Source organism: Alkalihalobacillus pseudalcaliphilus (genome assembly GCF_028610675.1).
GTDB classification, from domain to species: domain Bacteria; phylum Bacillota; class Bacilli; order Bacillales; family Bacillaceae_D; genus Alkalihalobacillus; species Alkalihalobacillus pseudalcaliphilus.
Genome location: NZ_JAQQWS010000014.1, coordinates 30,425 through 56,287, shown reverse-complemented (window position 1 = coordinate 56,287; position 25,863 = coordinate 30,425). Strand labels below are relative to the sequence as shown.

23 protein-coding genes and 1 pseudogene are annotated in these 25,863 nt (G+C 39.0%); 22 read left to right on the top strand and 2 right to left on the bottom strand.

Annotated elements, in window-relative coordinates; all coding sequences use genetic code 11:
* Window positions 1-684, top strand: a pseudogene (locus tag PQ479_RS19175) (collagen-like protein); the annotation flags it as partial.
* A gap of 196 nt (window positions 685-880) precedes the next feature.
* On the opposite strand, the gene PQ479_RS19170 reads toward PQ479_RS19175, so the two are convergent.
* Window positions 881-1,693 carry a TIGR03943 family putative permease subunit gene (locus tag PQ479_RS19170; protein WP_047987167.1) on the bottom strand — a complete coding sequence of 271 codons (813 nt, stop codon included), beginning with the start codon at window positions 1,691-1,693 and terminating at the stop codon, window positions 881-883.
* Window positions 1,694-1,697: 4 nt separating this feature from the next.
* Window positions 1,698-2,696 (bottom strand): permease, encoded by a 999-nt coding sequence (locus PQ479_RS19165; RefSeq protein ID WP_047987168.1) that lies wholly within the window; start codon window positions 2,694-2,696, stop codon window positions 1,698-1,700.
* 289 nt (window positions 2,697-2,985) lie between these two features.
* Between PQ479_RS19165 and PQ479_RS19160 the strand changes: the two genes are divergently transcribed.
* The 21 genes from PQ479_RS19160 to PQ479_RS19060 all read left to right on the top strand — a co-directional run bounded on the left by PQ479_RS19160 (window position 2,986) and on the right by PQ479_RS19060 (window position 25,631).
* Complete coding sequence (locus tag PQ479_RS19160; RefSeq protein WP_047987169.1) at window positions 2,986-4,458, top strand: S41 family peptidase; 1,473 nt, start codon at window positions 2,986-2,988, stop codon at window positions 4,456-4,458.
* 394 nt (window positions 4,459-4,852) lie between these two features.
* Window positions 4,853-6,043 carry a PDZ domain-containing protein gene (locus PQ479_RS19155; protein WP_273717161.1) on the top strand — a complete coding sequence of 397 codons (1,191 nt, stop codon included), beginning with the start codon at window positions 4,853-4,855 and terminating at the stop codon, window positions 6,041-6,043.
* 186 nt (window positions 6,044-6,229) lie between these two features.
* Window positions 6,230-8,209 (top strand): excinuclease ABC subunit UvrB, encoded by a 1,980-nt coding sequence (uvrB, locus tag PQ479_RS19150; RefSeq protein ID WP_047987170.1) that lies wholly within the window; start codon window positions 6,230-6,232, stop codon window positions 8,207-8,209.
* Window positions 8,210-8,217: 8 nt separating this feature from the next.
* Window positions 8,218-11,085 carry an excinuclease ABC subunit UvrA gene (gene uvrA, locus PQ479_RS19145; protein WP_047987171.1) on the top strand — a complete coding sequence of 956 codons (2,868 nt, stop codon included), beginning with the start codon at window positions 8,218-8,220 and terminating at the stop codon, window positions 11,083-11,085.
* An 83-nt stretch (window positions 11,086-11,168) separates the two neighbouring features.
* Window positions 11,169-12,293 carry a DUF4097 family beta strand repeat-containing protein gene (locus PQ479_RS19140; RefSeq protein WP_047987172.1) on the top strand — a complete coding sequence of 375 codons (1,125 nt, stop codon included), beginning with the start codon at window positions 11,169-11,171 and terminating at the stop codon, window positions 12,291-12,293.
* A 76-nt stretch (window positions 12,294-12,369) separates the two neighbouring features.
* Window positions 12,370-12,561, top strand: a complete 192-nt coding sequence (locus PQ479_RS19135) for a PspC domain-containing protein (RefSeq protein WP_047987173.1) — start codon at window positions 12,370-12,372, stop codon at window positions 12,559-12,561.
* A gap of 4 nt (window positions 12,562-12,565) precedes the next feature.
* Complete coding sequence (locus PQ479_RS19130) at window positions 12,566-12,910, top strand: phage holin family protein (RefSeq protein ID WP_273717168.1); 345 nt, start codon at window positions 12,566-12,568, stop codon at window positions 12,908-12,910.
* Window positions 12,911-13,534: 624 nt separating this feature from the next.
* Window positions 13,535-14,470 (top strand): HPr(Ser) kinase/phosphatase, encoded by a 936-nt coding sequence (gene hprK, locus PQ479_RS19125; RefSeq protein WP_047987175.1) that lies wholly within the window; start codon window positions 13,535-13,537, stop codon window positions 14,468-14,470.
* Window positions 14,471-14,882: 412 nt separating this feature from the next.
* On the top strand, window positions 14,883-15,737 hold the full coding sequence (gene lgt / locus PQ479_RS19120; protein ID WP_047987176.1) for a prolipoprotein diacylglyceryl transferase: 855 nt from the start codon (window positions 14,883-14,885) through the stop codon (window positions 15,735-15,737).
* A gap of 266 nt (window positions 15,738-16,003) precedes the next feature.
* Window positions 16,004-16,969 carry a nucleoside recognition domain-containing protein gene (locus tag PQ479_RS19115; RefSeq protein ID WP_047987177.1) on the top strand — a complete coding sequence of 322 codons (966 nt, stop codon included), beginning with the start codon at window positions 16,004-16,006 and terminating at the stop codon, window positions 16,967-16,969.
* Window positions 16,959-17,606: a pyrophosphatase PpaX gene (gene ppaX / locus PQ479_RS19110; protein WP_047987178.1), complete on the top strand. Its 648-nt coding sequence runs from the start codon at window positions 16,959-16,961 to the stop codon at window positions 17,604-17,606. The genes PQ479_RS19115 and ppaX overlap by 11 nt, the downstream gene beginning before the upstream one ends.
* Window positions 17,603-18,106 carry an acyltransferase gene (locus PQ479_RS19105; RefSeq protein WP_047987179.1) on the top strand — a complete coding sequence of 168 codons (504 nt, stop codon included), beginning with the start codon at window positions 17,603-17,605 and terminating at the stop codon, window positions 18,104-18,106. Before ppaX ends, PQ479_RS19105 begins: the two co-directional genes overlap by 4 nt.
* A 496-nt stretch (window positions 18,107-18,602) precedes the next feature.
* Entirely contained in the window at window positions 18,603-19,784 is a 1,182-nt protein-coding gene (locus PQ479_RS19100; RefSeq protein ID WP_047987180.1) for an ATP phosphoribosyltransferase regulatory subunit, read from the top strand.
* Entirely contained in the window at window positions 19,785-20,438 is a 654-nt protein-coding gene (gene hisG / locus PQ479_RS19095) for an ATP phosphoribosyltransferase (protein WP_047987181.1), read from the top strand. It begins immediately after the preceding gene.
* Complete coding sequence (gene hisD, locus PQ479_RS19090; RefSeq protein ID WP_047987182.1) at window positions 20,419-21,714, top strand: histidinol dehydrogenase; 1,296 nt, start codon at window positions 20,419-20,421, stop codon at window positions 21,712-21,714. The genes hisG and hisD overlap by 20 nt, the downstream gene beginning before the upstream one ends.
* Complete coding sequence (gene hisB, locus PQ479_RS19085; RefSeq protein ID WP_273717167.1) at window positions 21,695-22,279, top strand: imidazoleglycerol-phosphate dehydratase HisB; 585 nt, start codon at window positions 21,695-21,697, stop codon at window positions 22,277-22,279. Before hisD ends, hisB begins: the two co-directional genes overlap by 20 nt.
* 1 nt (window position 22,280) lies before the next feature.
* Entirely contained in the window at window positions 22,281-22,925 is a 645-nt protein-coding gene (hisH, locus tag PQ479_RS19080) for an imidazole glycerol phosphate synthase subunit HisH (protein ID WP_047987183.1), read from the top strand.
* Window positions 22,918-23,655 carry a 1-(5-phosphoribosyl)-5-[(5-phosphoribosylamino)methylideneamino]imidazole-4-carboxamide isomerase gene (gene hisA, locus PQ479_RS19075; RefSeq protein ID WP_047987184.1) on the top strand — a complete coding sequence of 246 codons (738 nt, stop codon included), beginning with the start codon at window positions 22,918-22,920 and terminating at the stop codon, window positions 23,653-23,655. The genes hisH and hisA overlap by 8 nt, the downstream gene beginning before the upstream one ends.
* A 1-nt stretch (window position 23,656) precedes the next feature.
* Complete coding sequence (gene hisF, locus PQ479_RS19070; RefSeq protein WP_047987185.1) at window positions 23,657-24,415, top strand: imidazole glycerol phosphate synthase subunit HisF; 759 nt, start codon at window positions 23,657-23,659, stop codon at window positions 24,413-24,415.
* Window positions 24,412-25,095, top strand: coding sequence for a bifunctional phosphoribosyl-AMP cyclohydrolase/phosphoribosyl-ATP diphosphatase HisIE (gene hisIE / locus PQ479_RS19065; protein WP_047987186.1), 684 nt, complete (start codon window positions 24,412-24,414; stop codon window positions 25,093-25,095). The genes hisF and hisIE overlap by 4 nt, the downstream gene beginning before the upstream one ends.
* Before the next feature lie 74 nt (window positions 25,096-25,169).
* Window positions 25,170-25,631 carry a CHY zinc finger protein gene (locus PQ479_RS19060; protein WP_069187699.1) on the top strand — a complete coding sequence of 154 codons (462 nt, stop codon included), beginning with the start codon at window positions 25,170-25,172 and terminating at the stop codon, window positions 25,629-25,631.
* The last annotated feature ends 232 nt before the right edge of the window (window positions 25,632-25,863 follow it).

The window sequence follows — 25,863 nt, the reverse complement described above, 5'->3', positions numbered from 1 at the left end:
ACTGGAGCACAGGGAATTCAGGGAATCCAAGGAGTTCGAGGAATAACCGGAGCACAAGGAATTCAGGGAATCCAAGGTGTTCGAGGGATAACTGGAGCACAGGGAATTCAGGGAATCCAAGGAGTTCGAGGAATAACCGGAGCACAAGGAATTCAGGGAATCCAAGGAGTTCGAGGAATAACCGGAGCACAAGGGATTCAGGGGATTCAAGGAGTTCGAGGTGCAACGGGTCCTACAGGAGTTTCCGTTCAACCATTTTTTAATAGTAATATGCAACCACAGACAGTGGCTATTAATGGGGTTGTTACAGCCTTAACACCGAGACAATTCACTGGAATTACTTATAATGATGCTACTGGTACTTTTACAATTGTAACGCCTGGTCTTTACTATATTGCTGTGACGTTAAATACTGCAGCAAACACTACGGCTAGCGGCGCTGTTTTTGCACTGACAGTTAATGCCGGTACAACACCTGCTGCACCAGCTTCTAATGCAGATAATGGTGGTCAAATTTCATTAATCAGAGTGCAAAATTATGCAGCTGGAGATGTGATTACTATTAATAATCGATCTTCATTTTCTGTCAGTTTAGTGAATGGAACCAATCAATTAAATAGTGCGGGTCACGTCAGTATTTTCAGGTTTGGAACAGGGCCATCAGGTACAATTATTACTGGATAAAACTAAAGTTCTCTGGACAAAGCAATGACAATCATAATCAAAAATCAGTTCAAAGATAAAATAAGCACGTCTCACCATCATAACAAAAAAGGTAGTTAATAAATCTGTAAGCCAATGCTGAATTTACAAGAAGGCATTGGCTGCTTATGTTCCTAAATTACTAGGTTTGATATTCTGATCCTTTCTATATTTATTATTAAAAATTATTCATGATCGTAGGGTAAACATATGGTTCATTTGGTTCTTCAATCGTAATAAGTGATTCTATCTGCAAGGTCGGAACGGCATTCCCCTCGATGATTTTTTTGTCGATGGAGCCTTTTACTTGGACCCACCCACTAGATGGAATTGTAAGTTCGTCGGAACCGCTAACAATTAAGCCATAACCGATAGCGTCAGCGACACAACAAGTAAATGAAAAGCGTGCAATCGCCCATTCGTTGTCAGCTAGGGCAGGGTCGTGGTGAACAAATCCAGTCCATTCCATTTGTACACCAAGGTAATCCTCTAGTTTGAAATGCACTAAACCTAATATATCCAAAAAGCTCCCATCGTGTACACGAATGACATCATCGTCAGCTTTGAGCTTCGATTCAACAAAATCATAATGGCTTTTAAGTAAATCATAATTTCGTTCGAATGAATCACTTGTTGTATGGAAGGTATAGGAGATGCCTCTTAAATCAGCCATTTTATTGGAAAGAGCATAATCGGGCAAAACAAAACCTAGTATAATGATTAATAATAATAGAAGTAATGATGAATTTCTTTTAGGGTTTGGTATTATTCCATGGCAATCACAGCTTTTATGCGATGTGTGTAGGCTACGCCAAATTTGACTAACACCTAATATAAATAATCCTCCCATTAACATCATAGCGAACTTTTGCATGGTCGGAGATAGATAATAGTTAATAGATCCATGTAAGATAACAGCTAAAAGAAGTAAGGCAAACCCTATAAAAAGTAGACCACTAATATAATATTGGAATTCTTGAAAACCTTTCATGACGTTAACCTCCAATTCCTATGAGTGAACAAATGATCAATGTTACAAACACGACTGTAAAAACCGTTACGTGAAAAAACACAGTAAAACGAAACTTAAAAACAGACAACATCATGAGCGTGTTTTTTAAATCTAACATGGGTCCCAAAATAAGAAATGCTAAAGTCGCAGGAAAGGAAAAGCTTGTCCCAAATGATGCAGCAATAAAGGCATCTGCTTCTGAACATAAAGAAAGTAGATAAGCAAGAATCATCATAAAAAGAATACCTAAAGCAGAACTCTCATTTACAGCTAATAACCAATCTCTTGCGATAAATGTTTGAAAAATGCTGGCAAGAAAAGCACCAATTATAAAAAATTTAGACATAAATAAGAAATCATCTGCAGTATGGTTCAAAATCGTTAGTACCCCTTTATGATGATGATTGCTATGAACGGGCATATTTACTTCATTTTTTAGTACAGACTCTTGTTGTTTTTTAAAGGCCCTGTATGTAATTAAAGAAATAATGAACGTACAAATCATAGCGAGGCCCATTCTCCAAATGACAAAAGAAACATTCATATTAAATGCATAATAAGTGGAAGCGGCTACAACGGGATTTAATATAGGAGCGGCTGTCATAAATGTAACGGCAACATGAAGTGGTACCCCTTTTCTAATAAAATGACGTATAACAGGGACTATGGCACATTCACAAATCGGTAAAATAAAGGCGAAAAGTAAAGCAGGTAACAGACTGAGTATGGGGTGTCGCGGAAGCCATTTCGTTATAAATTCTGGCTTCACCCAAATGCCAATTAATGCAGAGAAAAAGGCACCAATTAATAGAAAAGGCAAGGCCTCTAATAGAATGCTAAAGAAGACCGTTAATAATGACAGGATGGATTCAGGTATGGTGGTGAGCAATTGACCTTGTTTAAAAAAGGGAAACGCAAATAATAGCACAACAATCAAGGCCAAGAGGCCAACACCAATCATTTCATAGATTATCTTTCGCAAAGTTATCACTCCTCTCTAGCATATATAGTCTAGTAAAACTAGAATTAGAACCTAATTTGCTAGATAGAGGTGGTTGGTGAGAATGATTTTTTAAGTTTAGAAATGAGGAAGCGGATGATTTTAATCCTCTGATTTTGACTTGTAATTTTCTATTGTTTAAAATGGTGGGAAAGGAAAACTACATATTATAATCATAGGTTACATATGATAAACTAGTCATAATGGGACAAAGATAAGATACGGATTAGCTCGCTTTAAGAGCTTTTGATTATAAAATAGGAGTGGTCATGTGAGCAGCAAGCGTTGGTTTATTTTACTCATCGGAGTCGTGTTAGCAGTAGGTGCATTTAGCCTCTATTCGGCTGAAACACCCCAATTAAATAATTCAAATGAAGTAGCAAGTACAACAGATAGTAGTGGTGGTGTATTAGACACCACGGATTTGTCGGAACAGGATTATTTGGAAAAGATCGCTTTAGCTCTTCAAATCATTGAAAATCAATATGTGGATGAGGTGGACCAAACCCAATTAGTAGAAGGTGCCATTAACGGTATGTTAGAAACATTAGATGACCCTTATTCTGACTATATGGACCAAGAAACAGCCAAGCAATTTGAAGAATCCTTAGACTCACACTTTGAAGGAATTGGTGCCGAAGTTAGTATGGTCGATGGTAAAGTAACGATTGTTGCTCCCATTCGGGATTCTCCAGCAGAGAGAGCAGGATTGCAGCCCAATGACCAAATTATAAAAATTGAAGGCGAAACAATCGAAGGGTTATCGTTAAATGAAGCCGTACTGCAAATTCGTGGTGAAAAAGGAACAACGGTGAACTTAACTATTGAAAGACCAGGTGCCACTGAGCCGATTGAATTTGCCATTGTTCGAGATGAAATTCCTATCGAAACCATTGTAAGCGAGATGATCGAACAGGACGGCAAAAATATTGGTTATATCATTATTTCTTCTTTCTCTATTGATACAGCGGAACGGTTTGAGGAAGCATTAACGGATTTAGAATCTCAAGGACTTGACGGTCTAGTTTTAGACGTTCGCGGAAATCCTGGTGGTTATTTAAATGCCGTAGAAAAAATTGGTCATCTAATTGTTCCTGGTGGGGAACCGATTGTCCAGATCGAAAATAGAAGCGGTGAAAAAGAAAGACATATTTCTTCATTAAATGAAACAAAACCTTATCCAATCGTTGGAATAACAGACGGAGCTAGTGCATCAGCTTCAGAAATTCTATCGGCTGCTTTAATTGAAGCAGGGAATTATGATGTGGTTGGTGATACAACGTTTGGTAAGGGAACGGTGCAACAAACAATTCCTATGGGTGATGGTAGTCAAATTAAGCTATCCTTGTTTAGATGGTTAACTTCTGGTGGTAATGATATCCATAATGAAGGTGTTGAGCCTACGGAAAAAGTGATGCAACCTGATTATTTTTATGTGCCACCTATTACCATTCAAGATGAACCGTTAAAGGCTGAGATGTTGAATGAGCAAATAAAAAGTGCACAGGCCATGTTAAATGGTTTAGGCTTTGACATTGATCGTGATGATGGATTTTTCGATGAACAGACAGTGAGTGCAGTAGAAAGTTTCCAAAAAGCGAATGGCTTAGAGGTATCGGGTGAAATTGACGAAGAGACAGCAGCAGAGATGCAAAATCAAATCATTGAAGAAGTTCGAGATCGCGCGAATGACCAACAATTACAAAGAGCTATTGAACTTGCTATTGAAGGAAGTAACGAATAAATCATGAAAGGCACGAGCTGAGGGTTATTAACTCTACTCGTGTTTTTTGTTGAAAAAGGCTAAAGATGCTCTTACGTCATAATGCCAAATAGATACTTCCTAGATATGCAGAGAATGAAGTAGACACTGTTCTAAATCATGGGGAAGTTCATAACATGATTGGTTTACAGCCAATCTAATAGAGGAGCATCGACACGAACAATAAAATCAGACATGAATAGTAAAAAAGCACCAGTATTTTCTGAAATCTTTTCGGTTATTTCCCGAAAAATAATGAAGGCTGGCGAGTTTCGTCGTCAACAGGTCGTGTTTTTATTTTTCACTATGTTTCTGCTGTTTTCATCTCCTAGTTTGTGGTATGTTTAAAAAGAGAGATGAGAGGTGGAGGCGTGGAATGATGGTAATGGATATACTAAAAACGGTTGGAATCGCTTTTGGGTACTTTTTTGCAAACCCACTTTTATACGTAGGATTAATTATTATTCTTGTAGTGGCGAATTATAGAATAAAAATAGAAAGACAGTCATTCCATACAAGAGTCTATAGTAGAAAAGCAGATTTTTTACTACCATTTTGGCCAAGCCTACTAGCAGGTATTTGTATATCGATCGTGGCTTTTGGTTTAGGTGTGGTTGTCAATATTCCTATTCTCATTTTAATGGTTGGTCTATACGCTCTGGCAATTTTGACGACAAATTTTCGCTGGGTTAGTCCTGTAACGATTCTTGGATTTACGACCGTAATCTTAATGGTTGGACCGCTTATACAGGGGCAAAACAGTTTTTCAGACTTATTTCAATCGATCGCTGATACATCGATTTCAGCTTTATTTACATTACTGCTTGTATTTTTAATAGCAGAGGCTTTTCTGATCATAAAGAATGGCAGCAAACATACATCGCCAAGATTAGTTAAAAGTAAACGGGGAAAATGGATTGGTGTACATAAACAAAAAAGACTTTGGATTGTCCCAGTCGTATTATTTATACCAGAAGGTTTACTACCAACATTTGAATTTTGGCCTGTCTTTACAACGGGTGAACTTTCCTTACAACCCGTGTTTGTCCCATTCCTTGTCGGCTTTCAGCATATCGTTAAATCAGCATTACCTGAATGGGCGATTAAACGAATCGGTAAGAAATTATTGATTCTTGCTCTCTTAGCAATCCCATTTGCTGTAGTCGGATATTTTTATCCTATTGTTGCTGTGGTGGCAGCGGTCATCATCTTTGCCCTTCGAGAATGGATGATGTTAAGTGAAAAGAATAACGAGGAAAAGTTAAGTAAATACTTTACGGAATTAAAAGAAGGATGCAAAATATTGGGTGTATTACCAAATAGTCCAGCTGATAAAATGGAATTAAAGGTTGGTGAGACCATTGCAAAAGTAAATGGTCGAATGGTACAAAATCAGGATGAGTTTTATCATGCCCTACAAGTTAATTCTGCCTTTTGTAAGTTAGAGGTTTTAGATTACGCTGGAGAAGTACGGTTTGCTCAAGGTGCCATCTATGTCGGTGAACACCATCAATTAGGCGTTTTATTAGTGAAAACAGAACAAGCTTTACAAAACTCAGTCATTTAAAAAGTGACTGAGCTTTTTTTTGCCGTAAAAGTGTGTGAATGGAGCCATCATTGTTTGAGGAATGGGAAATAGGGAAAAAATAAGTAAAGGAAAAAATAACAACATACGTTCGTTAAAACTAGTAGATGAATGGTAATTTATGATATACTATGAGTAAGATCGTTTGTTCGTAGAGGAGGGAATCATTTGAGTCGTACATTTGAATTAGTCAGTCAATACAAGCCTAGTGGAGATCAGCCTGAGGCAATAAAAGAAATTGTTGCGGGTATTCATAGAGGTGATAAGCATCAAACGTTACTCGGGGCGACAGGAACGGGAAAAACGTTCACGATGTCGAATGTAATCAAAGAAGTAAACAAACCCACATTAGTGATGGCTCATAATAAAACATTAGCAGGTCAACTATATAGTGAGTTTAAGGAATTTTTTCCTAATAATGCGGTTGAATATTTTGTTAGTTATTATGATTATTATCAACCTGAAGCCTATGTTCCTTCCTCAGACACATATATAGAAAAGGATGCTAGTATTAATGATGAAATCGATAAGCTTCGGCATGCTGCCACTAGTGCATTGCTCGAACGTGAGGATGTTATCATTATTGCCAGTGTGTCTTGTATATATGGTTTAGGGTCGCCAGAGGAATATCGTGAAATGGTCGTATCGTTGCGAGCAGGACAAGAAATTGAACGGAATCAGTTGTTGAGAGATTTGGTTGATATTCAATATAATCGTAATGATTTAAACTTTGTTCGTGGAACTTTTCGTGTACGAGGAGATGTTGTCGAGATTTTTCCAGCATCACGGGATGAACAATGTATTCGTGTTGAGTTTTTTGGTGATGAAATCGATCGAATTACAGAAGTGGATGCTTTAACAGGCGAAATAAAAGGTGAACGAGACCATGTAGCCATTTTTCCAGCTTCCCACTTCGTCACACGTGAAGAAAAAATGAAAAAAGCGATTGTTAATATAGAGAAAGAGCTGGAAGAACGTTTAAAAGAGATGCATGAGCAAGGCAAGCTTTTAGAAGCTCAAAGGTTGGAACAGCGAACCCGTTATGATATTGAAATGATGGCAGAAATGGGTTTTTGTTCGGGCATTGAGAATTATTCGAGACATTTAACACTGAGAGAAGCTGGGGTTACCCCTTATACATTGTTAGACTTCTTCCCTGAGGACTTTTTATTAATTATGGATGAGTCACATGTATCGGTTCCACAAGTGCGAGGTATGTATAACGGTGATAGGGCTCGTAAAGAGGTACTTGTTAATCATGGTTTCCGATTACCGTCGGCATTAGATAATCGTCCGCTCAGGTTTGAAGAGTTTGAAAAGAAAATGAACCAGGTTGTCTATGTATCCGCTACGCCGGGGCCCTATGAGCTTGAGCATACGCCCAAAATGGTCGAGCAAATTATTCGCCCAACTGGGTTACTCGATCCAATCATTGATGTGAGACCAATTAAAGGTCAGATTGATGATTTAATTGAAGAAATTAGGGAACGAACGGAACGGAATGAACGTGTCCTTGTTACGACATTAACGAAAAAGATGTCTGAGGATTTAACCGATTATCTTAAAGAAATCGGTATTAAAGTGAACTATTTACATTCCGAGGTAAAAACATTAGAACGAATTGAAATCATCAGGCAACTACGTTTGGGGACTTATGATGTCTTAATTGGTATCAACCTGTTAAGGGAAGGTCTTGATATACCAGAGGTTTCCCTTGTAGCTATTTTAGATGCGGATAAGGAAGGTTTCCTCCGTTCAGAACGTTCATTAATTCAAACGACAGGTCGTGCTGCTCGTAATGCTGATGGTTATGTCATTATGTATGCAGACAAGATTACTGCATCGATGCAAGTAGCTATCGATGAAACTAAACGTCGTCGTGCGATCCAGGAAGAATTTAATGTTCAACATGGTATTACACCGCAAACGATTAATAAGAAGATCCCTGATGTTATTCAAGCAACAATGGTAGCAGAAGATGAAGAAGATTATAAAAATCATGCACCAAAAACAAAGATGAGTCCAAAAGAGAAAGAAAAGATGATTGCCAATTTAGAAAAAGAGATGAAAGATGCTGCGAAATCTTTACAATTTGAGCGTGCAGCAGAATTAAGAGATTTATTATTAGAATTGAAAGCGGAAGGGTGACATTTTCGATGCCATTAGAAAATATAGTCGTTAAAGGAGCACGTTCTCACAACTTAAAAAATATCGATGTGACAATTCCGCGAGATAAATTAGTTGTTTTAACGGGACTTTCAGGTTCAGGGAAATCATCATTAGCCTTTGATACGATTTATGCAGAAGGACAAAGACGGTATGTTGAATCGTTATCAGCATACGCGCGACAATTTTTAGGACAAATGGATAAACCAGATGTAGATACGATTGAAGGTTTGTCCCCAGCTATTTCTATTGATCAAAAAACAACATCAAGAAATCCTCGTTCGACGGTTGGAACGGTTACGGAGATTTTTGATTACTTACGTCTATTATTTGCTCGTATCGGTCATCCGATTTGTCCTAAGCATGGGATCGAGATCTCCTCACAGACGATTCAACAAATGGTCGATCGGATTAAGGAATTTCCAGAGCGGACTAAAATGCAAATTTTAGCTCCACTTGTATCAGGGCGTAAGGGCACTCATGCCAAAGTATTTGAGGATATTAAAAAGCAAGGATTTGTACGTGTTCGTGTTAATGGTGAGATGCGAGAAGTTGCCGATGAAATAGAATTAGAAAAAAATAAAAAGCATACAATTGAAGTAGTCATCGATCGAATTGTTATAAAAGAAGGAATCGATTCTCGTTTAGCTGACTCTTTGGAGACCGCATTAGAATTAGCAGATGGTCGGGTCTTAGTTGATGTCATTGATGGCGAAGAGCTTCTGTTTAGCCAGCATCACGCTTGCCCTGAATGTGGGTTTTCAATTCCGGAACTTGAGCCAAGAATGTTTTCATTTAATAGTCCATTTGGTGCTTGCCCTAAATGTGACGGGCTTGGTGTTAAATTAGAAGTTGATATCGAGCTTGTAATTCCAGATCGTTCGAGAACGTTAAATGAATCTGCAATAGCTCCTTGGGAATCAAGTACTTCACAATACTATCCACAGCTCTTGAAAGCTGTGTGTGAGCATTTTGATATTGATATGGATACACCTCTAGAAGATTTACCGGAACATAAACTCGATAAGGTTTTGAATGGAAGTGGAAAAGAGAAAGTTTATTTCCGCTATGAAAACGAATTTGGTCATATACGGGAAAATCACATCTATTTTGAAGGTGTTTTAAACAATATCTCTCGCCGCTATCATGAAACAAGTTCCGATTACATTCGTGAGCAAATGGAAGGTTATATGGCTGAGAAAGCTTGTCCTACGTGTAAAGGGTATCGTTTAAAAAAAGAAATGCTGGCTGTATTTATTGGAGAACGACATATTGGTCAAGTAACGTCATTATCTGTAAAGGATGCTTTGACGTTCTTTAAGCAATTGAAACTAAGTGAGAAAGATGTCTCGATTGCTAAGTTGATTTTAAAAGAAATCGAGGATCGGTTAGGATTTTTAAACAATGTCGGTCTTGATTATTTATCTTTAAGTCGTTCAGCTGGTTCATTATCAGGTGGAGAAGCACAAAGAATTCGCTTAGCCACTCAAATTGGCTCTTCGCTAATGGGTGTCTTATATATTTTAGATGAACCATCAATTGGCTTACATCAAAGAGATAATGATCGGTTAATTGAAACACTGGAGTACATGCGTGATTTAGGGAATACGTTAATTGTGGTAGAACATGATGAGGATACGATGCTCGCTGCTGATTATATTATTGATATTGGACCGGGTGCGGGTGTGCACGGTGGATATATTACGGCTGAAGGGACACCGCAAGAAATTATGGTTAATGAGAAGTCACTGACTGGTCAATATTTATCAGGGAAAAAATTCATTGAGATACCAATGGAGAGGCGTTCACACGATGGTCGTTTATTATCAGTTAAGCAGGCTAGTGAAAATAACCTAAAAGATGTCTCTGTGGATATACCACTTGGACAGTTTGTTGCTGTAACGGGGGTATCAGGTTCTGGGAAAAGTACATTAATTAATGAAATTGTATATAAAGCTTTAGCGAAAACATTAAATAGAGCTAAAACAAAACCAGGTGAGCATAAAGAAATCAGTGGCTTATCACAAATTGATAAAGTGATTGATATTGATCAATCTCCAATCGGGCGTACTCCTCGCTCAAATCCAGCTACGTATACAGGTGTTTTTGATGATATTCGTGATGTGTTTGCGATTACGAATGAAGCGAAAGTGCGTGGATATAAAAAAGGGCGCTTTAGTTTTAATGTTAAAGGTGGACGTTGTGAGGCGTGTCGTGGCGACGGAATTATTAAAATTGAAATGCATTTTCTACCGGATGTTTACGTTCCGTGTGAAGTTTGTCATGGGAAAAGATATAATCGTGAGACGTTAGAAATAACTTATAAAGGTAAAAGTATTGCTGATGTTTTAGAAATGACCGTTGAAGAAGCATTAGGCTTTTTTGCCAATATCCCTAAAATCAATCGAAAAATTCAAACGTTAGTTGATGTAGGTTTAGGGTATGTTAGGTTAGGACAGCCAGCCACGACACTGTCAGGTGGAGAGGCACAGCGTGTTAAGTTGGCTTCACAGTTGCATAAGCGGTCGACCGGTAAAACCATTTATATACTGGATGAACCCACAACAGGTTTACATGTAGACGATATTGCACGACTGTTGCAAGTTCTACACCGACTAGTAGATAATGGAGATACGGTGGTGGTTATTGAACATAATTTAGATGTGATCAAAACCGTAGACCATATCATTGATTTGGGGCCAGAAGGTGGCGATAAAGGTGGAATGATCGTCGCACAAGGAACACCTGAGGATGTTGCTGAAGTAAAGGGCTCATACACAGGGAAATATTTAAAGCCAATCTTAGTACGTGACAAGGCAAGAATGGGTGAACAAGAAAAAGAATGGCAAAATGCATAAAAAATGAAACATTTTTTGCTCTAACTTCGTAACTCATACTAACAAAAAAATATCATGTGTCTGAACGAAAAGGAGTGTCAAAAATGGAAGAAAGAAAAATGATCTTAAAGATGATTGAAGACGGTAAAATTACTGCAGAAGAAGGTATTCGTTTATTGGAGGCAATGGATAAGAAAGAGGCTTTCTCAGAAGAAGAGTTAGTTCGACCAAGTAAACAGACGGATTTTCACCTTTCAAAAGAAGTAAAATGGGATGAAGGAGAAGAGTATCGTTCCAAACATCGTCAAGCTAAATCGCAACAAAGTGCGGGTACTAAGTTAGCTGACTTCTTTGATACAGCGATACAAAAAATTAAAGATATTGATTTAGACTTTAATTTTGGCTCGTCCGTTGAAGTAAATCATGTTTTTCAACATCGTGACGTTTCTCCGCACTCCATTGATATTTCTTTAGAGAATGGAACGGTTGATATTCGTCCTTGGGATGAGCCAGACGTTCGCATTGAGTGTGAGGCAAAACTCTATCGGGTGCGTGATACGGAAGAGGCCAGAAAAGTTTTACTTAAGGAAACAACTTTTTTAGTAGATTCTAATAAGTTATTGTTCCAAACGAAAGTGAAAACGATGAAAGTACATGCGGTTGTTTATGTACCGAAGACGTTATTTGAGAAAGTAAAACTGTATTCATTTAATGGTCAGATTGGCGGCGAGAGTATTTCAACCAATTCATTTGAAGCCAATACTCTAAATGGACCAATTACCTTTAAAGACCTTAAAGCAAAAAAAGTAACGGCTGAAACGGTAAACGGAGCAATCGAATTAAAACGTTCAACGACGGATCTTCTCGACGCTAAGACAGTTAACGGTACGATTACACTTGATGGAAAGTTTAATGATGCTGATCTTGAAACGGTTAATGGTACCATCCGTTATACTTTAGATCCATTAAGTGATCCAAGTTATTTAGATGTCAAAGCTGCTACAGGTAGTATTCATTTAAATTTCCCGGATAATATTCGTGTTGAGGCCAAGTTAAAGACTAATGTAGGTGGCTATTCCGTTCATTTACCAGAATATGAAGTCATTGATGAAAAGAAAGAATTTGCCCAAAAGCATATTTCGTTTGTGGCTAACCAAAGTGCTAATCCACGCTTGAAAGTTTATGCGGTAACCAATACGGGCTCTATTAATGTAAAAGAAGTTGAATAGTAATTAGTTGCCAGAAATACCCTCAGACGTTTGACCTAAAATGAATGAGGGTATTTCTAAAGTGAGGTGAATATTGATGAAACGTTTATATCGATCACAAGATAATCGGATGATTTCAGGTATTTGTGGAGGGTTAGGAGAGTATTTTAATGTCGATCCTACGATCATTCGACTAGTATTAGTTGTATTATCTTTCATGACACTTGGAACCGTACTCCTAGCTTACTTAGTGGGTACAATAGTTATTCCAAATGAGGAGACGTATTAATATGATTAGATGGATTATTGGTCTTCTATTAAATGCAGGATTGTTATTATTGTTAGCTGAGATTTTTGAAGGGTTTCAGATTGAGGGATTTGTAGCTGCTATTATTGCTAGTATCGTTTTATCTATAATTAATCTTATTGTGAAACCCATTCTTGTCTTTTTCACGTTACCGATTACGATTATTACGTTGGGGTTATTTTTACTTGTCATTAATGCTTTGACATTATTGTTAACGGCTTATTTGATGGGAAGTGCATTTACGATTGATAGCTTTGGTCTAGCGATTTTAACGGCATTGATTATTTCTATCGTTCAGACGTTTGTAATTAAGCCAGTTAAAAATGGCTAATAAAGGATGATTGGGAAAAGCTTGTATGCTTTGTTCTCTTAGGGGAATGGGTGTACAGGCTTTTTTTATAGAAGTACAATAGGTAATGCTCATTTCTTGGGGAATCTTGACCTTTTGTTTTTTATTGCAGCGTGAATTAGCCAAGCTCGCTTGGCTAATGGTCCAAAAACACTTCGATTTTAGATGCTAATCCTGATGGGATACTACTCACTCTGTTGTTGTTGTTGGTAGTGGCTGTTTGTGCGGTGTGCTGAATCTTTTTGGAATGGCTCTTTACGAGGGCTTCCAAAAAGTGGCGGGATTTCGGCAAAGAGTAGAATTCTCAAAACCTTTATTGGATGAAAAGCTATTAGTAAAGAGGGAAACTACACTTTCATCTTTGTTGGTGGTAATTGGTTAAAAACGATTAAATAACATTGTACACTTTTGGTAAGCAAAAGCGTTGTTATGCTGTAGGGAAAGCGAAGGAGTAACAATATAAGTGGAGGGGTTACGGCGAAAAGTATCATTCGAGTTTGGCGGTGTGAGTGTTTTTTGTCAAAACGTGTTAAAATGGAAGGCATAGTTGATTAATAGGCAAGTGCAGTATGTTATAGAATTTTATAAGTAAGGTGGGGGCATTTTGTGCGCAAAGTGAATGCAAATCATTTAATTGAAAGGTTTCAATTTGAGTTGCTTGCGGGTGAGGAAGGTATTTATCGACCGATCACGACGAGTGATATTTCGAGGCCTGGTATTGAAATGGCAGGTTTTTTCACCTATTATCCTGCAAAACGAATCCAATTAATTGGAATTACTGAGCTTTCCTTTTTTGAACGTTTAGCGACTGAAGAGAAAAAAGAGCGTATGCTCAATTTATGTACATATGATACACCTGCAATTATTTTATCGCGTGGGTTGGAGGCACCACCTGAGCTGGTTGAAGCAGCTGAAGAAAACGGGGTGCCATTATTACGATCACCGATGACGACGACACGTTTAAGTAGCCGGATTACCGACTATCTAGAGAGTGAGCTTGCACCGATGACTGCTGTACACGGTGTACTCGTTGATATTTATGGTATCGGTGTATTAATTACTGGTAGTAGCGGTGTTGGTAAAAGTGAGACAGCATTAGATTTAATTCGTCGTGGTCACCGATTAGTCGCCGATGATTCTGTAGAAATTCGTCAGGAACATGGTTCGACTCTAATTGGAAAACCACCTGAATTACTTCAACATCTACTTGAAATTCGTGGGTTAGGTATTATTAATGCCATGACTCTATTCGGAGCAGGTGCCGTTCGTCCTCATAAACGTATTGTCTTATGTATTCACCTTGAATTATGGGACCAGAAGAAGGCTTATGACCGTCTAGGTTTAGAAGAAGAGCTTATGAAAATTATGGACACAGAAATTCCGAAGCTAACAATTCCGGTTCGTCCAGGCCGAAATTTAGCGGTACTTATTGAGGTCGCAGCGATGAATCATCGTCTAAAAAAATTAGGCTTTAACGCCGCTCAAGACTTCTCAGCAAGGCTAACTGAATTAATCGAAGAAAGCGATAATGAAGAATATTAATTAGTTGAGCCGTCACGAATAGCCAGATGTAGTAAACAGCTATTATAACAATGGGGTGTAAAGTTATGTAAAGCACTCTAACTCGTAGCAGTAGAGATAAAACAGATTAGCTAGTTGAGAACTGAGAACTAAAGAACGAGCAGCATCAACGCTCTAAGTTCGCACTAACTTTCATACAAAACTTCCATGGCGAAGTCCGATTCACTTCGCCACAAGCAAAGAAAAAGTGGCGATTTGTCCTCAACAACTTAGCTTTTCATGCAATTTGAAGTTTGTCTCCTTAATTGGAACTATATGGACAATTTCTTCGCTTCTTTATTCCATTCCTTTCTATATTAATTTATGTGTGATAAGAGCACAGTGCCATTAGGGTAACTTTTATATTAAAAACAAATAAAATCGAGGTGTAAAAATGATTGAACCATTAGATCCTATATTCTTTAGATTGGGTCCTATCACGATTTATTGGTATGGACTCATCATCATGCTAGGTGTTGTTTTAGGTTATTTTATTGCGGCGAAGGAATCAACACGTACTGGTTTGCCAAAAGATACATTTGCTGATTTGTTACTTTTTGCCGTTCCGATTGCGATTATTTCAGCAAGAATATATTATGTCATTTTTAGATGGGATCAATTTGCCGATGACCCGATTCGGGTGTTTTATATTTGGGAAGGTGGTATCGCCATTCACGGTGCCCTCATCGGAAGTGTCCTTACCGCTTACTTCTTTGCTAAAAGAAAAGAACTCTCTTTTTGGCAGCTTGCTGATATTGCAGCGCCAAGTATCCTTTTAGGTCAAGCAATTGGTCGTTGGGGTAACTTTATGAACCAAGAAGTATATGGTGGTGAAGTTTCAAGGGAGTTTTTAGAAGGTTTATTTTTACCAGAGTTTATTATTAATCAAATGTTTATTAAAGGCGCGTATTATCACCCAACTTTTTTATATGAATCGGTTTGGAGCTTAATTGGTGTTGCCATTCTCTTGTACTTAAGACGCTTAAACTTACGACAAGGTGAAGTGTTCCTTGCTTATGTTGTTTGGTATTCTGTTGGAAGATTTTTTATCGAAGGAATTCGACTTGACTATTTATTAATTGGAAACCTCTTGAAAACAGCTCAGGTCATCTCGATCATTCTAGTCATCGGAGCGATTATTATCTTTATCTATAGAAGAAAACAATCAAACGTTCCGAGATATGAAGATTTACCAGCAAGTTTGCAAAAAAGCAAAAAGGCTTCGACGAAAAAGAAAAAGAAGAAATAAAAACCAACAGGACGCGGAGCAAGATTTTCGGTAGTGGTAAATAGAGAGAGCCGCATATGAGTATCAGCACTAAAAGACGGTTATAGGAAAGGATAGGAATTTTTAGACAGAAAGTTCATTCCTATTCGGTCCTGTTACTAATAGGAACGGTAGTTGTGCTCGAACATGGTTATTTTATTTTTGGTAGAGAGTAGCTATCTGTTTCAAAACAAATAGAAAAAGCACATCATTTCTGGGGAGAGAAAATGTGGTGAGGAGTGGTTGAAATGGGAATGCTTAAAAGAGGATTGATCGTTGGTCTACAGCTTACGTGGTCTTTAGCAAAAATTATATTTCCAATTACTTTATTAGTAACGATTTTAGGCCATACCCCCGTTTTAGATTGGGTTGCAGGCATACTAGCGCCTTTTTTGGGGGTCATTGGATTACCAGGGGAAGCAGCTATTCCACTAGTTGTAGGAAATGCACTGAACCTATATGCAGGTATCGGAGCGATTTTATCGTTAGAATTAACGGTTAAGGAAGTATTTATATTAGCCGTGATGTTATCTTTTTCTCACAATTTAATCGTTGAATCGGCCGTTGCTACAAAGGTCGGTTTACGTGTTTCGGTTGTGCTTGCGGTGCGTGTTGGTTTAGCGTTAATCGCTGCGTTTCTGATCAACCTATTTTGGCAAGGTGGGCAGGAGACAGCTCAATATGGCTTTGTCGGTAGCGGCGAGGCAACGACGACTGCTGAGCCTGTCACTGGTTGGTTACCAATTATTTGGTCAGGGCTTGAAAGTGCTTTTTTAGGTACGCTTCAGTTGGCACTCATTGTTATTCCTTTAATGATTATTATTCAAATTATGCGTGAAAAGAATTGGTTAGGTCTCATTGCCAAAGCGATGACACCTTTAACGAAATTACTCGGTATTCGAGAAAATACTTCAACAACTTTGGCATCTGGTTTGACGATTGGTTTAGCTTATGGGGCAGGGGTTATGATTCAAGCTGTAAAGGAAGATGGCGTTAAGAAAAAGGATTTATATTTAGCTTTTATCTTCCTTGTAGCTTGTCACGCCGTTGTTGAGGATACGGTCGTATTTATTCCATTAGGCATACCCGTTTTACCGCTATTACTGATTCGATTAGTGACAGCTGTTGTGTTAACGATGTTAATTGCTTATGTTTGGAAGCGACTCGAACAGAAAAAAATACAGCAAGGAAAGGAAGCTTCGTATGAAAATTAATACTTTACTTTTTGACTTAGATGGGACACTGATCAATACAAATGAATTAATTATTGCTTCGTTTTTACACACGATTGAACAATATCAGCCTGGAGAATATGGGCGAGAGGATGTTATTAAATTTATCGGACCACCTCTTGTTGATAGTTTTATACAAGTAAATCCAGATAAGGTAGATGAAATGATTACTGTATATCGTGCGTTTAATCATAAAAATCATGATGAGCTCGTAACGGAATATGTAGGGGTTTATGAAGCGATCAAAGCTTTGCATGAACAAGGTTTCAAACTTGCTGTGGTAACGTCTAAAATTAATGAGACAGCACTGATGGGCTTAAGATTAACAGGACTTGATCAGTTCTTTGATGTCGTAGTTGCCCTTGACCATGTTGAAAAGCATAAACCTGACCCAGAACCAATTGACCTTGCCTTATCCAAGCTTGGCTCAACTAGACAGGAAGCGATTATGGTAGGGGACAGTGACTTTGATATTTTAGCTGGTAAAAATGCTCAAGTAAAGACGGCAGCTGTTGCATGGTCCATTAAAGGGAGAGAAGCATTGGCTTCTTTACAACCGGATTATATGCTAGAGGATATGCGAGATTTACTAGAAATTGTTGGAGTTATGCAAAAATGAGCCGAAAAACGGAACGATATCCTGTAACGGAGTCGAATTCTCTTTGGCAAATTTACAAAACCGTTCCATTTTGGAAGGTCATGAAAAACTTCATTTTTATTCAATTGGCTCGTTATATGCCATTTTTGAAAGTGAAAAATTGGATATATCGTACGTTTTTAAAGATGAAGGTCGGTGATGATACAGCTGTTGCTTTGATGGTAATGATGGATATTATGTTTCCAGAGCGTATATCGATTGGGAGAAATACAATCATTGGTTATAATACAACGATTTTAGCTCATGAGTATTTGATTAAAGAATATCGACTTGGTGATGTGAATATTGGTGATGAAGTAATGATTGGTGCAAATACGACGATTTTACCTGGTGTGACGATTGGCGATGGGGCGATTGTTTCTGCGAGTACATTGGTATATCGCGATGTACCAGCAGGTGCTTTTGTTGGAGGAAACCCAATGGTTGTGATTAAAGAGCCAATAAAAAATGAAGAGCGATAGGGCTAAGAATATGTGGCTTGTGCAGAAGTTAGAAGAGGAGCTTCTGTGCAAGTTTTTTTTGTATGAATTACATGTGGTGTGCTCATTTCTCCATGTTAGATGACCTTTCGATCTTCAAAACTTCACGCAGTCGCGTGAAGTAGCCAAGCGAGCTTGGCTAACGGTCCGGAGCGTATAATTCTTTTGGGGTTTTATATGTCTGATTATTTTTAATTGATTGTTTATGGCTTGACGTTGTGGGTGATGGTGAGTAAAATACATATAATACTTTATTTTGTTAGTATATTAGAGAGTTAAAGTATTTAGGCAATGAATGGCCTTTTATTAGGTTTCACTTAGATTGTGGTTAATAGGGTATATGTTTATAGATGACGTTTTTCGTAAAGGTAGCGGCTTTATTGTGCATAGGTTGCGGATAATAATGGGCTTGTTAAATGGGCTTTGATAGATGGGCGTTGAGCATATAAAAAGAGAACCTTGTATGGAGGTAAGTGGGATGAGTAAGCCATTTATGTTTGAAAAGCCGTTAGGGATGAGAGATACATTACCGAGGTTATATGAAATGAAGGTTGCGGCTCGAGAGGAAATTTCTAGTGAATTAAAGAAATGGGGATACCAAATGATTGAGACACCAACATTGGAGTACTATGACACAGTTGGTGTTGCCTCGGCGATTTTAGATCAACAGTTATTTAAATTATTAGATCAGCAAGGGCGTACGCTTGTTTTGCGGCCAGATATGACAGCACCTATTGCGAGACTTGTCGCTTCTAGTTTAAAAGAGGAGGCTTATCCATTACGTTTAAGTTATCAATCACATGTTTTTCGTGCCCAGCAGCATGAGGCTGGGAAGCCTGCGGAATTTGAGCAGGTAGGGGCAGAGTTAATTGGTGATGGCACAGTCAGTGCTGATGCAGAAGTTATTGCATTAATGATTAATTCGCTTAAGCATGCAGGCTTATCTAATTTTAAGATTGCCATTGGTCATGTTGGTTTTTTACAAGCTCTGTTTTTGGACATTGTCGGGAACTCAGTGAGAACCGACTCTTTTATTCGCTTTTTATATGAGAAGAATTTTGTTGGTTTTAGAGAGCATGTGAAACAACTGTCATTATCATCAATCGATAAAGCGAGGATGTTGCAGCTTCTGAAACTGCGTGGGGGACCCACAATATTAAAAGATGCACAGCAATTAATTCAAACCGAAGAGGGACTAAAAGCTATTGAGGAATTGGAAGAACTCTGGGCTATTTTAGAGGCGTATCAATTGACTGATTATGTAAAATTCGATCTAAATCTTGTTTTACATATGAGTTACTATACCGGGGTCGTTTTTGAAGGGTATGGAAAATATTTAGGTGTTCCTTTATCGAGTGGTGGTCGATATGATGAACTTTTAGAAAAGTTTGAACGTCCTGCTCACGCGACTGGTTTTGGGATCCGATTAGATTTATTAGTGGAGGCTTTAGGTGAAAATAGGGCAAAGCCGAAGAAAACTTGTCTCATTTTTAGTCGAGAGAGAAGATGGGAAGCTATCGAGGAAGCCACTTGTAGGCGTAAGCAACAGCAAGCTGTTGTGTTGCAAGATTTGGCTGGGATCAAGGATTTAGATGCGATGACAGGACAATATGATGAGGTGCTATATTTTATAGGGAAGCAGAGCAAGGAGGAACGGTAAATGAGTGATATATTAACGGTAGCTATGCCAAAAGGACGTATTTTTGACGAGGCTGTGGAAATGTTGCGAAAAGCTCAGTATACCTTGCCAGATGAATTTGAGAATTCGCGTAAGTTAATTATTGATGTACCAGAAGAGAATATGCGCTTTATTTTAGCTAAACCGATGGATGTACCTACTTATGTAGAACATGGCGTTGCTGATATTGGTGTTGCTGGTAAGGATGTCATGATTGAAGAGGAACGTGATGTTTATGAAGTGCTAGATTTGAAAATAAGTGCCTGCTATTTAGCTGTCGCTGGTTTGCCTGGTTATTCAAAAAAGGATATTAACCCAAAAGTAGCTTCGAAGTATCCGAATCTAGCCACTCAATATTTTAAAGAACAAGGAGAACAAGTTGAAATCATTAAGTTAAATGGTTCAATTGAACTTGCTCCACTTATTGGATTAGCAGACCGTATTGTTGATATTGTTTCCACAGGACAAACGTTAAAAGAGAATGGTTTGGTAGAGTTAGGGGCGATTGTTCCGATTACATCAAGATTAATTGTGAACCCGGTTAGTTACCGTTTAAAAGATGAAAGAATAGAAGAAATGGTCGAACGACTTGCACAGGTTGTGGAGGGAATGGAAGATGAAAATCGTTCTTTATGATAAAAAGATCAATATCCGCCGTGATATTGATACAGGTACAGAGTACGAGCAAGAAGCTGTTGGGCGGATTGTCAATCAAGTCAAAACGGGTGGCGACCAAGCCTTACTGGCTCTAACAAAACAGTTTGATCGAGTGACTTTAAATTGTTTGCAGGTGAAACAGGAAGAAATAGAAGCCGCTTATCAAAAGGTTGATTTGGGTGTTTTAGAAGCCTTAAGAGCGGCTATTTCAAATATTCGTGACTTTCATCAAAGGCAAGAAGTCCAATCCTGGCTAACGACAAAACCTGATGGCACCATACTTGGACAAAAGGTTACACCTTTAGATGCGGTTGGTGTTTATGTTCCAGGTGGTAAAGCCGTGTATCCATCTTCTATTGTAATGAATGTTATCCCGGCACAGGTAGCAGGTGTAGAAAAAATTGTGATGGTTTCGCCACCGAACCAACAGGGAAATCTTGATCCGGTTGTTCTTGTGACTGCGCATGAAGTAGGAGTTTCAGAGATTTATAAAGTAGGTGGAGCCCAAGCAATAGCAGCACTAGCTTATGGGACCGAAACGATTCCGAAGGTCGATAAAATAACAGGTCCAGGAAATATCTTTGTCGCCTTAGCGAAACGAGAAGTATTTGGTGAAGTTGATATTGATATGATTGCAGGGCCAAGTGAAATTGTTATATTAGCTGATGAACAAGCCAATCCAGCTTATATTGCAGCGGATCTTCTCTCCCAAGCTGAGCATGATGAACGTGCTTCCGTTGTTCTTGTGACGAGCAGTGATCAATTAGCAAAAACTGTCGCTGAAGAAGTGGAATGTCAGTTACAAACATTACCTCGAAAAACGATTGCTGAAGTTTCCATTGAACAATTTGGACAGATTATTAAGACAGACAATCTAGCTGAATCGATTCAAGTGGTGAATGAACTAGCGCCTGAGCATCTAGAAGTTTTAACAAATAATCCACTTGAGTTACTCGGTCAAATACGTCATGCTGGAGCTATTTTTTTAGGTGAATATAGTTCAGAGCCGGTTGGTGATTATTTTGCAGGCCCTAATCATATCCTTCCAACGAATGGAACTGCTCGATTTTCAAGTCCTTTAAGTGTTGATGATTTTGTGAAAAAGTCAAGCATTATTTCGTATAGTAAAACGGCTTTGCAGAAAAATGGTGAGCAGATTATGGCACTCGCACGTATGGAAGGGCTAGAAGCACATGCCCGAGCGATTGAAATTAGAATGAAGGGTAGAGATGATAATGAGAACCGCAACGATTGAAAGAAATACAGGTGAAACACAAATTAAGCTTCATTTTACGATGGATGGAGAAGGCAAGTCAGATCTCGAGACAGGGGTACCCTTTCTGACGCATATGCTCGACTTATTTACGAAGCATGGTCATTTTAATTTGGCGGTTACAGCAAATGGAGACACGGAAGTAGATGACCACCATACAACAGAAGATATCGGGATTTGTTTAGGGTTGGCTTTGAAGCAAGCGTTAGGAGATAAAAAGGGGATTAAGCGTTATGGGAGTGCTTTTGTGCCGATGGATGAAGCGTTGGCTCAAGTGGTTGTCGATTTAAGCAATCGTCCTCATTTAGAGTTTCGTGCTACACTACCAAGTCAAAAGGTAGGTACTTTTGATACGGAGCTTGTTCACGAATTTTTATGGAAGCTTGCATTGGAAGCTAGAATGAACTTACATGTGATTGTTCATTATGGAAGCAACACTCACCATATTATTGAAGCTATTTTTAAAGCGATGGCACGTGCGCTTGACGAAGCGACATCGATTGACGAGCGGGTGAAGGGGATCCCTTCCACGAAAGGATTGTTATAAAATGATAGGTATTATTGATTATGGCATGGGTAATTTACACAGCGTTAGTAAGGCATTAGAACGTCTTGGTTATGAATATAAAATAACTGACTCGATCGAAGAGCTTGTTGACATGGATGGTTTGATTCTCCCTGGTGTTGGTGCATTTCCTGATGCGATGAAGATTTTGCAAGAAACAGGGCTTGCTGCTTTTATTCAAGATTGGACATATGCGAAGCGCCCGTTACTTGGTATTTGTCTTGGAATGCAGCTGCTTTTTCAAGAGAGTGAAGAGCATGAAACAACAAAGGGAATTGGCCTACTACCTGGGAGGGTTGAGCGTTTTTCAGGGAAGGATGTAGACGGTAGTACGTATAAGGTTCCACATATGGGCTGGAATCTTTTATCATTTACACAACCGAAACATCCGTTAATAAAAAATGTAGAAGAGGATCATGTTTATTTTGTACATTCCTATTATGTCAAAACGGATGAGGAGCAAGTGTTACTTGCAACAGCTCAATATGGTGGAGAGCTCGTACCAGCTATTGTTGGACATGGAAGTGTCGTTGCTACACAATTTCACCCTGAAAAAAGTAGTACAGTAGGTATGCAAATTTTAGAGAACTATTGTAAGTGGGTAGAGGGGATGAAGGAAGATGACTAATTTTACGATTTATCCTGCCATTGATATACGTGATGGCAAATGTGTCAGGTTAAGACAAGGAGATTATAATCAAGAAACTATTTACGGTGATTCGCCTTTTGAAATGGCTCGTTCCTTTCAGGAGGGTGGGGCCAAGTGGGTTCATATGGTCGATTTAGACGGGGCAAAAGCAAAAAAGCGTGTAAATCATGATTCTGTTGTACAAGTGGCAAGTGAATTGTCTGTTTCTGTCCAAGTTGGTGGCGGAATTCGCACAGAGGCAGATATTGCTTATTATTTGGAAGCGGGTGTTGAAAGGGTTATTTTAGGAAGCATAGCCGTTCAAGATCCTAATTTCACTAAAGAGATGCTTGCTAAATATGGAGGCAAAAAAATTGTGATTGGGTTAGATGCTCGTGATGGCTATGTGGCCACAGAAGGTTGGCTTGAAACATCCTCTGTCAAAGCTAATGAGCTCGGGATTGAGCTTGTTCATTTTGGGGCAGAAACGTTTATCTATACAGATATTTCCCGTGATGGCATGTTAAACGGGCCAAATATCGTGGAAATCTCTGCCTTAGCTAAAGCGACTGGAAAAGAAGTGATTGCTTCTGGTGGTGTAAGTAGTCTAACCGATTTACATATGTTACGTGCTAATTTCACGGATGGCGTCTCTGGTGCCATAATAGGAAAGGCTTTATATACGAATCAATTTACTCTTGCAGAAGCACTTGCAGAAAAGGGGAGCTAGGATGTTAACAAAACGAATTATACCTTGTTTGGACGTGAAGGATGGTCGAGTTGTTAAGGGCATCCAATTTGTAAATTTACGTGATGCAGGAGATCCTGTTGAGTTATCCACCTTTTATGATCAGCAAGGAGCAGATGAGTTGGTATTCCTTGATATTTCAGCTTCCCATGAAGGGCGGGAAACAATGATTGAAGTGGTTCGTGAGGTGGCCGCTACGCTCGCGATCCCTTTTACAGTTGGAGGAGGGATCCAAACACTTGAAGATATGAAGCGTGTTCTCCGAGCTGGTGCCGATAAAGTGTCACTCAATACAGCTGCGGTTAAAAGACCAGACCTCATTAAAGAGGGAGCCGACTTTTTTGGTTCGCAATGCATCGTAGTGGCGATTGATGCCAAATTTGATTCTGAGTTACAATCATGGCGTGTCTATACACACGGCGGTCGACAAGCGACGGACTGGGAAGTCAAGGATTGGGCACAGGAAGCAGTCAGGTTAGGTGCGGGTGAATTTTTACTAACAAGTATGGATCAAGATGGTGAAAAAAATGGATTTGACATAGCTTTAACAAAGGCTGTTCGTGACGCTGTTTCGGTACCTGTGATTGCTTCAGGAGGTGCGGGAGAAGCTAAGCATTTTCAAGAAGTATTTGAGCAAGCAGGTGCGGATGCAGGGCTGGCGGCATCCATTTTTCATTATAAGGAGACATCTGTTGAAGAGGTTAAGAGCTTTTTAAAAGAGAGAGGAGTGGTTGTACGATGAAGAAAGAAACGATCCGTTTTGATGAAAAAGGACTTGTGCCTGCCATTGTGCAAGATGCCATTTCCAAAGAAGTACTGACATTGGCCTATATGAATAAAGAATCGTTACAAAAAACACAAGACACAGGCGAAACTTGGTTTTACAGCCGTTCTCGTCAGGAGCTATGGCATAAGGGGGCTACGTCAGGCCATACACAATCGATTATCGATATTCGTTTTGATTGTGATGCGGATGCCTTGCTCGTTTTAGTTGAACCACATGGACCAGCTTGTCACACAGGTAAGTATACGTGCTTTTCAGAAACATTACGAGGAGATATGACCGACGGGAAAGATACTAACAGGGGGAAGGATAGTAAAGTTGAAAACGTTGAGCCTTTACTCCAGGCCCAGGAAGAGCGCTTTTCAATTATAAATGAATTAGAAGCGTTAATCGCCAAGCGGGAGGCAGAACGACCTGAGGGTGCCTATACGACGTATTTGTTTGAAGAAGGTGTCGATAAGATTTTAAAAAAGGTCGGCGAGGAAGCTAGTGAAGTGATTATTGCTGCGAAAAACCGAGATGCGAAGGAGCTTAAATGGGAAGTAGCCGATTTATTCTATCACTTGCTTGTCTTATTAAGAGAACAAAAGCTACCACTGGATCGGGTCCTTGACGTATTGAGGGAAAGATATCAATAAAGAAAGCAAACTAATAGATTTATGAGCGAGTTGTCTGGTTCTTAGCTGTGAACCTTAAAAGGAGTGAGCTAATTATGTTTAAAGGTGTTCGTACTGACTCGGAATCAAGATGTATTCATTACCATTTGGAAAAAGACATTGTATCTATTAAGTTTTATTGCTGTGGTACCTACTACTCCTGTTACAAGTGCCACCAAGAATTAAGTGACCATAAAGTGATTCCTTGGCCAAAAGATTCATACGATAGTTTAGCAATTTTATGTGGAGCATGCCAAACAGAATTATCAATAGGCCAATATATAAAGACTAGTCAATGTCCACATTGCACTCATGCATTTAATGAAAAATGTGAGCTGCATTATGATATATATTTTTGCTTGAGTGCTGAAGATGGGGGCACGAAGGCAGAGGGTGAAGGTAGAAGCAAGACACGAAGGCAGAGTGCAGAGGGCAAAGGTGCATGTGAAGGCAACGAGGTTAAGATAGACGCAAGGGGAAAAGGTGAGCATGGTAGGCATACGGGCAGAGGTGAATGAAAGGTACACAATGTGCTTGTTATATGCAGATACCGTTGTCAACTGAGCGAATATCTCAACAAAGAGGACGTTAATGTGCAGATACGAGAGCCAACTGAGCGAGTATCTGAACAAAGAGGCTGTTAATGTGCAGATACGCGAGCCAATCGAGCGAGTATCTGAACAAAGAGGACGTTAATGTGCAGATACACTAGTCAATCGAGCGAGTATCTGAACAAAGAGGCTGTTAATG